Annotated in this window: 10 protein-coding genes; 7 read left to right on the top strand and 3 right to left on the bottom strand. The window is 44.5% G+C overall.

Features of this window, described 5'->3' with window-relative positions:
• Positions 1–10 precede the first annotated feature (10 nt).
• The 3 genes from KFE26_RS16405 to KFE26_RS16395 all read right to left on the bottom strand — a co-directional run bounded on the left by KFE26_RS16405 (position 11) and on the right by KFE26_RS16395 (position 4,834).
• Positions 11–286 carry an acylphosphatase gene (locus tag KFE26_RS16405; protein WP_028759808.1) on the bottom strand — a complete coding sequence of 92 codons (276 nt, stop codon included), beginning with the start codon at positions 284–286 and terminating at the stop codon, positions 11–13.
• A gap of 599 nt (positions 287–885) precedes the next feature.
• Positions 886–2,586 carry a toxin-antitoxin system YwqK family antitoxin gene (locus KFE26_RS16400; RefSeq protein ID WP_212601063.1) on the bottom strand — a complete coding sequence of 567 codons (1,701 nt, stop codon included), beginning with the start codon at positions 2,584–2,586 and terminating at the stop codon, positions 886–888.
• 10 nt (positions 2,587–2,596) lie between these two features.
• Complete coding sequence (locus tag KFE26_RS16395; protein ID WP_212601062.1) at positions 2,597–4,834, bottom strand: hypothetical protein; 2,238 nt, start codon at positions 4,832–4,834, stop codon at positions 2,597–2,599.
• A 1,494-nt stretch (positions 4,835–6,328) separates the two neighbouring features.
• Here KFE26_RS16395 and KFE26_RS16390 point away from each other — a divergent pair.
• The 7 genes from KFE26_RS16390 (at position 6,329) to hisH (ending at position 14,523) form a co-directional block, all read left to right on the top strand.
• On the top strand, positions 6,329–6,634 hold the full coding sequence (locus tag KFE26_RS16390; protein WP_212601061.1) for a hypothetical protein: 306 nt from the start codon (positions 6,329–6,331) through the stop codon (positions 6,632–6,634).
• Positions 6,600–7,667: a hypothetical protein gene (locus tag KFE26_RS16385; RefSeq protein ID WP_212601060.1), complete on the top strand. Its 1,068-nt coding sequence runs from the start codon at positions 6,600–6,602 to the stop codon at positions 7,665–7,667. Before KFE26_RS16390 ends, KFE26_RS16385 begins: the two co-directional genes overlap by 35 nt.
• 1,278 nt (positions 7,668–8,945) lie before the next feature.
• The gene (hisG, locus tag KFE26_RS16380; protein ID WP_006086295.1) at positions 8,946–9,845 is read left to right on the top strand and encodes an ATP phosphoribosyltransferase; all 900 of its coding nucleotides are present in this window, start codon (positions 8,946–8,948) and stop codon (positions 9,843–9,845) included.
• A gap of 3 nt (positions 9,846–9,848) precedes the next feature.
• Positions 9,849–11,171 carry a histidinol dehydrogenase gene (hisD, locus tag KFE26_RS16375; protein ID WP_212601059.1) on the top strand — a complete coding sequence of 441 codons (1,323 nt, stop codon included), beginning with the start codon at positions 9,849–9,851 and terminating at the stop codon, positions 11,169–11,171.
• A gap of 90 nt (positions 11,172–11,261) precedes the next feature.
• On the top strand, positions 11,262–12,458 hold the full coding sequence (gene hisC / locus KFE26_RS16370) for a histidinol-phosphate transaminase (protein ID WP_212601058.1): 1,197 nt from the start codon (positions 11,262–11,264) through the stop codon (positions 12,456–12,458).
• A 114-nt stretch (positions 12,459–12,572) separates the two neighbouring features.
• Positions 12,573–13,664 carry a bifunctional histidinol-phosphatase/imidazoleglycerol-phosphate dehydratase HisB gene (gene hisB / locus KFE26_RS16365; protein ID WP_212601057.1) on the top strand — a complete coding sequence of 364 codons (1,092 nt, stop codon included), beginning with the start codon at positions 12,573–12,575 and terminating at the stop codon, positions 13,662–13,664.
• A 31-nt stretch (positions 13,665–13,695) separates the two neighbouring features.
• The gene (gene hisH / locus KFE26_RS16360; protein WP_212601056.1) at positions 13,696–14,523 is read left to right on the top strand and encodes an imidazole glycerol phosphate synthase subunit HisH; all 828 of its coding nucleotides are present in this window, start codon (positions 13,696–13,698) and stop codon (positions 14,521–14,523) included.
• The last annotated feature ends 33 nt before the right edge of the window (positions 14,524–14,556 follow it).

Here is a 14,556-nt window from a genome sequence, read left to right as displayed (position 1 = left end):
TACGTTTAAATTAAGACTGAACGATGGAGAAATCGAGGTAGATATCATCAGCCTCGTCTTCTCCTACCGTTACGGTTAATCCCTCAGTGCAAGGCACACCTACTTCGCACCAAGCAATTAAAGCATTAACAGCAATGTCACTGCCTTGGGCGAGTACTTCAACACTGCCATCGCGGCAATTGGTTACATATCCTGTCACGCCAAGGGCTCTGGCCTTAGTCAAGGTCGCATGACGGCAACCAACACCTTGCACTTTTCCCGTCAAATTAATTAATACTCGCTTCATCTCACGCTCCTTTTTCACGGAACCTTGTTATAGAAATAAGCATAGCCGCAATTATCTAAAGGCTAAGTGTTAACCTATGGATTTGTAGAGCAAAAAACAAACAATATTTAAATTTAGGCAAAAAAAACAGCTAACAAGACTGCTGCTAGCTGTGTCGGGCGACATACGCAAAGGGATATCCAATAAATGGACAAATAAAACAGCAACTCTGTATCATTTTGTTACAAAATAGCAAGGGTCGCTACTTTACACAATAAATAATTATTTTCAAGAGTTTGAAAAGTAAAACTATCCATCACGAATGAATATAATGCTTTTAGCTGAAAATCAGCTCGTACACCCATCTGCATTGTTCATGTTTAAAAACACCCCCTGTGATAGCCGAAGAAGTATGAAGGCGTATTGACGTTTAACGCTGAGATTGTGTTTGTTCTGGCAAGTTAGTAAACGCGAAACGAGGGTTTGAGAAGTGAGCCCTTTAATGACAAGCGGTGCGTATGCCTGACGATAAAGCAAGGCAAGCAAACTAGATGCAAAAAAGCAAAAAACCGGCCTAATTAGCCGGTTTTTGCTTGATTGTGTGGGTAGGTAATGAAGTGCTACTCGCTGATCATCAGACCATTTTGATAGCGATACTCGGATGAGGGTTCACCATTAAAGTAGTACACCGACCTGCCGTGCAGTTGATTATCAAGATACTCATCACTTTGCAGTAGGCTGCCATCTTCGTTAAAACTATAGCCTTTGCCTTGCAATTGACCTTGATCATCATACTGGGCCTGCCCTAATAAATGGCCATTGGCGGAAAAGGCTTGCCAGTGACCCACTTCGTGTCCTGCTTTATAGTTGCCATGCCAGAGCTTAACCATGCTATAGCTGCTTTCATCTTGCAGCAGCCATTGGCCTTCGCGCTGACCGTTAACATATTGACCTTGAGCTTGCAGTTGTTTATCAAAGCCACGCAGTAAATACGCGCCATGTAACTTAGCGTTTTTATAAAACTCTCGGCGCATTATCGTGCCATCGGCTGCGATTTCTGTTTGTTCACCACTCAGCTCACCTTGTTGGTTAAACTGCTCATTGCGCGTCGTATCCGCGTTTTTTGTGACCCACTTGCCGGACTTTAACCCTAAGTGATATTGGCCGATGACAAAACCGCCGTCCTCGGCCTTGTCTTCTCGATATGCACCGTGCATTTGACCTTTGCGGTAGTTTATCCGCCTGATATAACCATTCCAGCCTGCACCGATATACAAGCCATCGTATCGCCCCTTGAGTTGTTCATCACGTTCAATCAGCTCACCTGCTGCATCAAAACGCTGACGTAAGCTCCAGTCTTTTGTAGTATCTTGCTGATATTGATAAGTTAACTTACCCGCAGAATCGAAGCGCTGTTCAGTGCTAGTCTGACCTTTAGCGAGGTATTGCGTGTCGGTTTGGGTCGCAACGTTACCGGCAATATCATAGGTAATATGTTGAATTTCACGACCATCCTTATCATACTTTTGCAGCTCTGCTAACCGCCCTTGTTCATCAAAACGCTGCTGGTTTCCCACCTGTTTATCATGCTCGTAGTGTTTAATATCTTGCAGCACATCGGCAGATCGGTAAATCAACACTTCGCCGTGTATTTTCCCCTTAAGATAAAACTCTTTAGTGTATAACCAGCCTTCTTTTGTCCAATACAGTCGCTCGCCTTCTCTTTTTCCCGCCACCATATTAACGGTTTGCTCCGGCTGACCATTGTTATGAAAGCTTTCATATAGCCCTTCCATACCGTTAGCGCCGTAGGTTACGCGTGTTTGCAACTGGCCATTGTTAAAATAACTTTGCGATAATCCTAATTCAGCCCCATTAACACGATGCTGAAGCTCCCGCAATTGACCATTGGTATGGTAACTTTTCTGATCTCCATGCAACTGGCCATTCTGGTAGTGGTACTCTCCCGAGAGCGCTCCGTCTTCCCAATAATGCAGATGCGTGCCCTGATAACGCCCTTGTGCATCGCTACTGCCCTTGCGAGACAGTTGACCATCGGGATAGAAAAACTCGAAATCACCAACGATAAAACTCTCGGCTAAATTGGGACTGTTGACGCTGCCCTTAAAAACGGGTTTATCCGTCTCCAGATAAAAGAGTTGTAGCGGCCACACGCCATCTTTCTCTGTTGGTGCTTGCTCCTGATAATAAATGGCTTCACCAGGCACATCACTAAGCCGCCATAGTTCGTCGAGTAAAATTCGCTCAGCCGACAGATTAAACGACATAAGTAGCGCAGATAATAGTAATAAGACTCGCATATTCTGCTCCTTAAGGTAACGCAGGGAATGTATTAACCCACTGTTTATTGACCGGTTCGCCGCTTATCGTCAGCTGCTCTATCTGTGCTGCGCGCCCCGCCAGTACAAACCAGCGTTCCTCACGTAATACTTGCTGCAACGGACGCTGATAAAAATCACTACTGTCACCTTGAATAGCAGGAGCTAGCTGTAAATTTTGCGCATTTAAAAAACGATAGCGCCGCATAAAGTCGGCCACAGTTTGATGGGCATCAACATTCGGCAACTGAGTGATATCAATCAACCAGCTTTGCTCGGGTTGATACGCTAGCGCTTGCCATTTGGGCGTACCAGTACAGACCAAAGTGCTGCTAACATTGATGTCGTAAAAATTGCGGCGGATCCCATCAGCGCTAGTCAGTTGGTACAGTACAAACTTATCCAGCCCTCCACCAAAACCCGTGTTGTTAGTGCTTGTGTTTGTCCATTGCAGTATGTGCCCGTTGACCTTAGGTGCATCGACAACACTGAGCGTGCACACTGCTGCCTGCTCGGAAGTTAACAGCAAACTGACGCCGTATTTGGCCACGACTTGCGGCTCAAGTAAGGCGGGGTCTTCAGGTGCAGTAACTTGCGGCTGATTAACATAGGACGCATACATATCATCACTATAAAGCAGTTGTTGCTGCGCCGGCGGATAGGCGACATTTTGCGCGTAATCTTGAGTTGGAATAAAACGAATGTTCTTAGTCAGTTCACCACTGTCAACCACAGTATTCACATAGAGTGTCAGCGTCGGCGGCGCTGCGGGAAAGGTAAACTGTGTGATCGATTCATATTGTGTCGATGAGGCCAACGCCAGCATATTTTGCTCTGCCGGGGTTAACCAATCCGGTCCAGTGGGTGGCGGTGAAAGATATTTCACCATAGAGCCTTCGGCACCGTCAAAGCGCCGGTATAACCAAGATTTGTCAGTGCTGCCTCGCGATTTCAGCAAATAACTGAATGGTTTATCTGGGATTGGCGAGAGTTCCAGCTGTATATCTTCATACTGCAAGGCCACCGTTTTGCTGGGATCGGGGGTCAGGTTAAGTTTGACTAATTTCGCGCCGCGATAATGGGCCGTCGCGCGAAACTCAGCAACCTGAGCTAATAGGTCATTCGGTGCATTCCAACCGATAAGCAAATTCTGCTGCTCAGACTGATGGAAACCATCCTGTTCTGGATAACTGTAACTGCCTACCTTGCTCAATTGCAGCGGCAGTACTGTGCCATCCGCACTGTGTGCTGTGATATCGGTTAAGTTAAACCCGCCTTCGGGTTTAAAACCTGAAAAGTCATACTGATAAGTCAGCTTTAATAAATCATCTTGCTGGTAAAAGTAGCCCGCATCATAGGCAAATACAGCATCTTGGGTTAAGGTCTTATTGACGTTATCCAACACAACGTCAGGTTGTGTTTGATACTCAAATACTGGGAAATCATAAAAACCTAAATACTGCGTCAGATCGCCCAACTGGCGCTCCTGCGGCAACATAATAACGTTGCTGCGCACTGTGCCCTTATAGCCGTAGCGCTCAAACGGCGCTTCCGCCACTAAGGCTAACTGCGCTAACCAACCCCGCTCACGCTCTAACATCAACTGACCGTATATTTTGGCTTGTTCGCCGCCACTTTCAACTTTGGCTAACACATGAGTATCAGTGACTTGCAAGACGGTAAGTTTTGCATTTGCGTGGCCTTGATAAGCAGGAAGTGCGACGACCGCCCCCGCTTTGGCGGGTATGGTGCTAAGAAAGGCGGATGAGCTAAAGAGCTTTTTCAGTTCCTGCTCAAGCTCTGCGCCGCGTTCAGCCAACAGCGCCTGCCATACAGGTTTGTTCAGTGCACTGAATTCTTTAACCCTGCCATCGTCTAGATTTAACGTAAATTCAAACCCCTGCGAGAAAATAGCGTGCATTTCTGGATTACGATCGGCCCGCTGGCCACTACTGACGCCGCTCCCTTGGCCATCGCGCATGTTCATATAATCGACATGCACTTGAAACCGACTGTTTTTGCCTGTTTCGAGGACCTTATAACGCAGCAATTGATGTGACGTGGCGTTAACCGTTTCGGTACGACTACCATTGTCTACCGTGATGTTAGTGGTGCTATACAGCTGATAAGAGCGCTCTTCCCCTTTTTCAGGCGTAAACTCAACATCAGCATCCCCAAAAGAACAGGCCGATAATAAACAGCATGCAACTACGCTAACCAAGTACTTCATGGTTATTCCTTGTATCTCAAACAAATAGTAAGCGCCGCATTATGCCCTTTCATACCCAGTAAATAAAATGCTTTGCTATTTATGCCAGTTCGGCACAACACCTTAATACGCGACTAAAGCATCCTTTTTAGATAGTCACAGGTACAGCAATGCCAATCTTAGGCAAATTCTTAATGACGAATTCCGGCATCAAGAACTGATGCAAACAGCTAGCTGTGCGGCATTAATTGTCATTGTTTCCCAGTGACTCGCCGATTTTTTATTTAATAAGAAGTATCCCTTTGGACTCGACGGTAACATCTGCAGCACATGGAAGTGTAAATACCGCGTTCACATGGTCAATGATGTTCCCGACATCATAGTGACATTTCCCATATCCCTATGGGTCAGATGTGAAAGAGCGGCCATGTTACCAACGGTCACGATTGCAACAATGCCAATCCTAACTAACACTTCTGCTGTTCGTTTAGCTAAAAAGATATTTGCCCCAAAGCAAGATAATTTTGTCGTCAGTTTGCGACTTGAATTGTCATTGCTTCCCCAGTGACACGCCATAAACTCGTCTCTGAGGGCTCGACGGCGGCATCCATGCCGCCAACGGTCACTGGTGCAACAATGCCTATTCAGAAATGAATCACCAGATCTTTTGCTATCGACCCAAAGCCATCAGTACGGTTACTTAAGCTTGCGAAATGAACCAACACCTTACATATTCTAACGTTCCTATGCACAACATATGCAATAGAAACAGCATTCACTTTTTTCATGAGATTACTGTATTTATGTTGTGATTCTATGAGTTAACAATGAAAAAACAAAAGGCGGATCAGATATGGTGAGCATGTTTATCTTTTTATTATCGAGACAATTATTTGAAAATATTATCTTTTTTATTATTCGTAATTAACATATAGCACCAACAATTGTCTTGGCATGTAACGTTTCACTTTTTCTGCATAAAAAATATTGGAATCTCATGGCAAGCGATGCTAAGTTACTGGCATATTTAAATTATTTTTGATATCTAAGTCATTTATTATTTAAGTTCCACTAGAAGTCTGGGTAGTACGCTGTTACGTGACGCTCTAAATGTTATCGAACCCCAAGAGATTGGGAAATCCACAAAAATGGAATAAAAGTTTACTATGCAACAAATAGAAAAAAACTCTCCGCTTGTGAACATATCACTTCTAGAAAGCTTGCAGGGCCAAAAAAAGCAGATGAACTAGATCTTTTTATTCCATTTTTAGCTGATATTTTAGAAGATCTTAACACTGAAACAATTGATAAATCTGATCTTCAAAACGCATTCAATGATCGGTTTAAAATAGTCACACCACTAGGAGCATTAAATTCGCTACTTATCAGAGCGAAAAACTTAGGGATATTGATAAAAGATAACAAACAATATTTTGTTCAATTTAAAAAAGTACATGAACTAACACAGCAGTCAAAGCTAAAAAATATGAGATTAAAAACTCAATAAATAGTATAGTGGAATATTTAATAACTTATGCTAAAGAAGAATTTGGAGAGGATATAACCTATGAGTTTGGTGAAGAATCACTTTATAATTTCATAAGGGCTAACATATCAATATTCACTGAGAATATTGATGGAGGCATTCCAGAAACAAAGACAAAAATCAAAAACAAACAATATTTGTTAGCAAGCTTCATTAAATATATTCATCAACAGAAAAAATCTTTAATCCCAGACATCACTAGAATAGTAAAAGGAACTTTATTAGCAAACTATTTAACCTTTGCAGATAAAAGTTCCAAAAAAAACAAAATTTAATAACATCACAATTTATTTTGACACTCCAATCATAATCGGTTTACTCGGTTGGAATGGGCCTACTCGTAAGAAATATCTGCATGAGATTCTAGAGCTAATTGTCGATCTAAATGCAAAAGTAAAAATATTTGATGTTACTGCACGAGAGATAAGGGGCGTTTTCTCTTTCTGGATAGAAACATTACAAAACAAAAAATATCATTTATCACATGAAATGACACGTCAATTATTCAATTCCAAAGGTGTTACACCTGAACAAATTAACACTGAGTCAGTACTATTAGAGTCTAATTTAAATGGAATTGGAATTGAAATAGATAATGACTTTATATTAAAAGAGCAATTCTTTTTTGATGAAAATAAATTAGAAAAATTTCTAAGACGAGTTGGATTTAAAAGAACATCACATGACATAACATGTGTTTCTAGAGTATTTAATTCTAGAGATGGAAAGTCAATAAACTCCTTAAATGAAAAATTCTCAACCTTTATAACATCAAATAAAACAATTGAAAATGTTACAAACCGTTTCTTTAAAAATGAGATAGAAAAAAATTCGATCCAAGTTGTTACATCGGAGAAATGGTTAGCAACATTTCTATGGCTGAAACACCCTGAGCATTTTGCTTCGTTACCTTTTGATATGTTATTGACCGATGCTTATACTGCGTTAAACTCTGATGATGTGTTTTGGGATAGCTTTTTAAAACGTTTTAAAGACCTAAAAAAGAAAGGCAATATTTCAGAAGATTATTTCAATTTAGTCAGATGGAACAGTTCACTATTTAATATGGTACAGCATGCATCCGTACTTGGTGGTGAAGATATTGCTGAAGATGATATTTATGCAATTGTGGAAGAAATAAAATCAAAACAATTAGCTGAAAAAAATGCTGAAATAGCCGAAAAAACTAATGAGCTTGGTTCTGTAAAGTCGGAGTTTAATCATACAAGCCAAAAGGTAAAAAATGCAATTAACATATTCACTCACGGCATATCCTCAACAATTGCAATCACTTATAGTTGGTTATAGTCTGTTGGAATGTATTACTTTGGACCAAGTATATATGCTATAAATCAACAAGATAGAAATAATGGAATTATTGAAGCATCTGGCTATCTAGGCTTTTTTATTATTTTCTCTCTAGCAGCAATTGGTGCGATAGGTGGTGGTCTTTACATATATAAAAAAGTATACAGTTCACTTTCAAACTTAATTACAAAACATTTCTTTTTAAAAAATTAATAAAAATCCATTTGAAACAATACAACTCAAAAATTAACATATCTCTACAAAAACAGAGTTGGAATAAACTTATATTGTATCGCGCCTAATGTGCTAATACCCAGTTTTCCATCACTGTCACAATGCGCGTAACATGAAGTATGAAAGCCAAAACATAAAGTTAAATAGTCGATTAGATTAGCACAAACCCACTCCTTTTATCTTGCTTTCATTATTTGCAATAACCGGCGTACCATACATTTAGTCCAATATAGTGGTACCTACGATCGTTAATTTAGATCTAGTATTTTAACCTACAGACTAAACGAATGCTCAAAGATGAGCCATGGTGATTAGCGAGACGACCGTCCGCCCCATGGACGGGGCGGTCGAGCATCCAAGGACGGACTAGCTGCGAGTCGGTGAGTGAACACCATGGCAAGCCTGTATTAATGAATATCAGCAAATGCTCACAACTCAAGTTACAGTTCCCCCTGCACGACTTCCAACACATTTCCATCCACTTTCAACATCCCTCCAACAAAAATGCTCAATAACTTTATTTAACGATAACCCTCTGCCTTTCACAAAAACGCATAAATATTCTCATTTAATTCAAATTGACTGTTGCAAAGGCTCATAAAAGCGGTTAGTTTAAATCCACTTATACGGATAGACGTCCGTAACAACGAATTAAACGCTTCACTGTATTTCGAACAGTTAAGCCAATAAAGTTAAATACCGAGAAAGTAAAATGAGCCCACTACTGAACGCTATCCACCACCATCACCACCATATGCGGTAGCCTTCGGACGCTCACTGCCGGAGGACTATATCCTTCTGGCGGACTGATTCAAGATGATCATAAACCCCTGGAAGGAATTCCGGGGGTTTTTGCATTTAGGCGTTAATTTGGGTTTTAATTTAAATAAGAAACTTTAGATATTTAATAAATTATCAATACGTTAGCTAGAACACTTAGCTAGATTTCTTAGCTAGGGCCCATTGAATGGCAAGGCGTATTAAACCGATTAAACAACATTTTTTGAATCTTTTAATTTTGATACTTTTGAGCGAGATAACACTATGACTGAATCGAACCGTTTACGCATCGCCATCCAAAAATCTGGCCGTCTTTCTACTGACTCTCAGCAACTGCTAAAAAGCTGTGGTGTTAAATTTTCCATTAATGAACAACGCCTTATAGCTCATGCTGACAATATGCCTATCGATTTACTGCGCGTTCGTGATGACGATATCCCAGGTCTAGTGATGGACGGCGTAGTCGATATGGGGATCATAGGTGAAAACGTGCTCGAAGAAGAACAAATCGAGCGTCAAACTCTGAACAAACCCGCAGATTGTCTCAAACTGCGTCAGTTAGATTTCGGATCATGTCGCCTCTCGTTAGCCGTACCAACAGAATTCAGTTACGCCGATGCCTCCTCGTTAGAAGGATTACGCATCGCCACTTCTTATCCGAACCTTCTGCGCCGTTTTATGCAACAAAAAGGCATAACTTATCGCGACTGTATGTTAAAAGGCTCGGTTGAAGTCGCCCCGCGTGCCGGCCTTGCCGATGGGATTTGTGATCTCGTGTCAACGGGCGCCACCTTAGAGGCCAACGGTTTATACGAAACTGAAGTGATTTACCGCTCTATGGCCTGCATCATTCAATCGACCCAAACCCAAACACCGACTAAACAAGCACTCATCGACAAAATTCTGTCCCGCGTCAATGGCGTTATCCGCGCCCGTGAGAGCAAATATATCCTGCTGCACGCGCCAACCGAGACCTTAGATCAAATCGTCGCCCTGCTGCCCGGCGCGGAAAACCCAACCGTATTGCCATTAAATGATGATACTAACCGCGTTGCTATACACGCCGTCAGTACCGAAGATTTGTTCTGGGATACTATGGAACAGCTGACCGCACTCGGTGCCAGCTCGATTCTGGTGATGCCAATCGAAAAAATGATGGGGTAATGTATGGAAATCCTAACTTGGTCAACCTTATCAACCGCCGAGCAAAAAACGGCGCTGAAACGCTCGCCTTTAATTGGTGACAGCGGCTTAGAGCAAAGCGTTCGCGCCATTATTGATGCGGTGGCAACGCGGGGTGATGCCGCTATTGCCGAATTTAATCAAAAGTTTGATGGCTTCAATAGCGCGACTAGAGATTTAAATGGACAAGGTAGTGGTGAGCTGCGTCTGAGTGAAACCGACATTACTGCAGCAAGCGCACGAGTATCACCAGAGCTTAAAGCGGCGATCGCCAAAGCCATGGCAAACATAGATGTGTTTCACAGCGCCCAGCAATTTCGCCCGATTGATATGGAAACCGAGGCGGAAGTTCGCTGCGAGCTACGTAGCGAACCGATTGAAAAAGTGGGTTTATATATCCCCGGTGGCAGCGCACCATTAATTTCTACCGTGATGATGCTTGCCCTCCCCGCCAAGATCGCCGGCTGCGAACAAAGAGTATTGGTCAGCCCACCGCCCATCAACGATGCCATTATCTATGCAGCCAATGCCTGCGGGATCACTGAAATCTATCAAGTGGGCGGCGCACAAGCCATTGCGGCACTGGCCTTTGGCACAGAAACGATTCCGGCGGTCGATAAGATTTTTGGTCCTGGTAATCGCTACGTGACTGAAGCTAAACGCTTAGTGTCACAGGATGGCCGCTGCACTGTGTGTATCGATATGCCGGCTGGTCCTTCTGAGGTGTTGGTGATTGCCGATAGCGACGCCAATTGCGAATTTATCGCCGCCGATTTGCTTTCACAAGCTGAGCACGGCCCTGATTCACAAGTGATTTTAGTAACGGATTCGCAAGCTATCGCCGATGGCGTGAATGACGCACTGACAAGACAGCTCGCTGCTCTGCCGCGTTGTGATATAGCCACAACGGCGCTCCTCAGCAGTCGCACTTTTGTTGTTGACGATATGCAGCAAGCCGCGCAGGTTTCTAATCAATATGGGCCTGAGCACTTGATCATCCAAACGCGCTTTCCCCGTGAGGTATTGAAAAATATTCGCGCCGCGGGCTCGGTATTTTTAGGCGCTTATACACCTGAATCTGTTGGCGATTATGCCAGTGGCACCAACCACGTGCTGCCGACTTACGGTTACAGCCGCGCCGTGTCGAGCCTGTCATTAGCCGACTTTAGCCGCCGCTTTACCGTGCAGGAACTCAGTGCTAAGGGCTTAATAGGATTGGGGCAAGCAGTCATGACGTTAGCCAGTAACGAATTGCTCGATGCGCACAAAAATGCGATCGCAGTACGTTTAGCTAGCCTAGAGAAATGACCCGCCTAGATCTTAAGTGATTAGCACTTAAGTGAATAACTCTTAAGTGATTAGCCCTTAAGTTTATAAAAATAGAGCTGAGTGAAGAAAATGAGCCAAATGAGCAGCATGGAAAAGACAGCAGAACCCACAGCATTAACGGCATCAAAGTTAACACCATCAACGTTAACGCAATCGGCGCCACTAAATTTAGCCGAGCGTTTAGCGCGCCCTGAGTTACTGGATTTAACGCCCTACCAGAGTGCCCGCAGACTGGGCGGTCGTGGTGATATTTGGATCAATGCCAACGAATCGCCCTTTAATAATGTCGATACCGCAGCGCTCGATTTATCGAAATTGAATCGTTACCCAGAATGCCAACCGCCGCAGCTTATCAGTGCCTACAGCGAATATAGCGGCGTGAGCACCAGCAAGATAGTCGCCAGCCGCGGCGCCGATGAAGCGATTGAACTGTTAATTCGCGCCTTTTGTATACCAGGCGTCGACAGCATTGCCTGCTTTGGCCCGACGTACGGCATGTATGCCATCAGCGCGAACACCTTTAATGTGGGCGTTAAAGCGTTAAATCTCAGCGCGGAATATGGCTTGCCGACAAGCTATGCCGAGGACGTTCGCGGCGCAAAACTGGTGTTTATCTGCAATCCCAATAACCCGACTGGCACAGTGATCGACAAAGCCATTATCGAGCAAGCAATCAAAGCCTTGCCCGACGCGCTTGTGGTCATCGACGAAGCTTATATTGAGTTTTGCCCTGAATACAGTGTGGCGGATTTGCTGGAAAGCTATCCGAATCTAGTGGTACTGCGCACCCTGTCAAAAGCCTTCGCACTCGCCGGCGCACGCTGTGGTTTTATGCTGGCAAACGAGGCTGTAGTCGAAATCATTATGCGCGTGATTGCGCCCTATCCTGTGCCGCTACCCGTGAGTGAAGTCGCCACACAGGCTCTATCGAGCGCAGGCGTTGCGCGGATGAAAGTGCAAGTCGCACAATTAAATGAGCAAGGCGCCAGACTCACAGCGGCGATCAGCGCTTATTGTTCAAAATCGAATAGTTCAGAGTCCCGCGCCCGCGTGCTTAAGCCTAACGGCAATTATGTGCTGGCTGAATTTGATGATGTCGCCAAGGTCGCTGCGTTACTACAAAGCAGCGGTGTTGTCGCCCGCGCCTACAAAGACCCAAGGCTTGCTAAGGCCATCCGTTTTAGCTTTAGTTCAAAGGCGGATACCGATGTGTTAGTGAATTTATTTGAATCGCAACGCACTGAGCAGTCATCAGAAAACGAATAATAAGTCACTGATAATAAATCTCTGATCATAAAAAACTAATAAAAAGCGAATGCAACGCTGAAAGTTAAATCAGCTTAAGCATTAGCTAAACGAATTGAATTTGAAGGTAGAGCCATGAACCCACAATTTGTCCCGCACGTTGCACAAAAAATTCTGTTTATCGACCGCGATGGCACCTTGATTGAAGAGCCCATCACCGACAAACAGGTCGATAGTCTAGCGAAATTAGTGTTCGAGCCACAAGTGATCCCCGCTTTGCTACGTCTGCAAAAGGCGGGGTTTCGTTTAGTCATGGTCAGCAATCAAGACGGCCTTGGCACACCGTCTTTCCCGCAGGAAGATTTCGACGCGCCCCACAATATGATGATGCAAATCCTCAAAAGCCAAGGGGTGAACTTCGAAGATGTGGTGATTTGCCCGCACTTTAACGATGAAAATTGCAGCTGCCGTAAACCTAAGCTTGGGCTAGTAAAAGACTATCTCGCCCAAGGCTGCATCGATTTCACCCAATCAGCTGTAATTGGTGATCGCGAAACCGATGTGGAACTCGGCAATGCCATGGGCATTAAAAGTCTGAAATATCAACGCGAAACGTTGGGCTGGAACGCCATCGCTGATGCGCTGCTCAATAAAGGCCGCACCGCCACAGTCGTACGTACCACCAAAGAAACCGATATTCGCGTGACTGTGGATCTCGACAGTTCAGTCAAAGGTAAAATTGATACGGGCATTGGCTTTTTCGACCACATGCTCGATCAAATTGCCACCCACGGTAATTTTAGAATGGATGTGAAAGTCGATGGCGATCTGGAAATCGACGATCACCACAGCATCGAAGACACGGCACTGGCCATAGGTGATGCCCTGCGCCAAGCGCTCGGCGACAAACGCGGCATTGCCCGTTTCGGCTTTAGCCTGCCGATGGACGAAGCCAAGGGCGAATGTCTGCTGGATATCTCTGGTCGTCCTTTTATCAAATTCTCGGCCAATTTTGAGCGTGAGCACGTCGGCGAAATGGCCACTGAAATGGTGCCGCACTTCTTCCGATCCTTTGCCGATGGCCTGCGCTGTACGCTACATGTCGCCGCCGAAGGTGATAACGATCACCACAAGGTTGAAGCCCTGTTTAAAGTGCTCGGCCGCGCGCTACGCCAAGCGGTTAAAGTCGAAGGCGATATTCTGCCATCGAGCAAAGGCGTGCTTTAAGGCATCAGCATAAATCGTTTAAGAGGTTAGGATGCAACAAGACACTCTATTAACAGCTGGTCAGCAATTAACAGCTAGCCCGCAATTAACAGCAAATGAATCACCAGATGCTGAAACCGTCATCATAGACACGGGCTGTGCCAATTTAAACTCAGTACGTTTCGCCTTCGAGCGTTTAGGCGCTAAGGTATTGGTCACAGACGATAAAGCCAAAATCAAAGCGGCAAAACGTGTGGTACTGCCGGGTGTGGGCACCGCGGGTGCCGCCATGGCGTCCTTACATGAAAAAGGCTTGGTCGAACTCATTCAAGGCCTGACTCAACCTGTGCTGGGCGTGTGCCTTGGCATGCAAATGTTGGCGGCAATTTCGAAGGAGCGCGGCGGCAAAGGTCAAGATTGCGAGTGCTTAGGCATAATCCCGACCGACATTTGCGAGCTGGATACGCAGTTACTCAAAGCTGAAAGCCTACCTTTGCCGCACATGGGCTGGAACCAACTTAAGCTAACGACAAACTCACAAGGAGCCAAAATCCCTAACGTTCACCCGCTGTTTACGGGCATTGAAGATGGCAGTTATGTGTATTTCGTCCACAGTTACCGCGCGCCGTTGAGTGAATTTACCTTAGCCCAATGTTCCTATGGTGAAGACTTTAGCGCCGCCATCGGCAAAGGCAACTTTATGGGCGTGCAGTTCCACCCCGAAAAAAGTGCCGCCGTGGGTGCGCAAATTCTGCGTAATTTTTTACTGATGGACGAGTTGCAAATGAACGAAGCTCTGATGAACGAAGCGCTGATGAACAACGCGCTGCAAAGCAACTCTGCTGATGGCCAATCTGGTGTAAAGAAGGCTGACCAATGAATAAATTACTCATTAAAAAAGTATTTATTAATA

Origin of the sequence: Shewanella sp. M16 (genome assembly GCF_018224605.1) — a bacterium.
Classification (GTDB): Bacteria; Pseudomonadota; Gammaproteobacteria; order Enterobacterales; family Shewanellaceae; genus Shewanella; species Shewanella oncorhynchi.
Note: the sequence above shows the minus strand (reverse complement) of the source record. Positions and strands in the feature narration are given on the sequence as shown.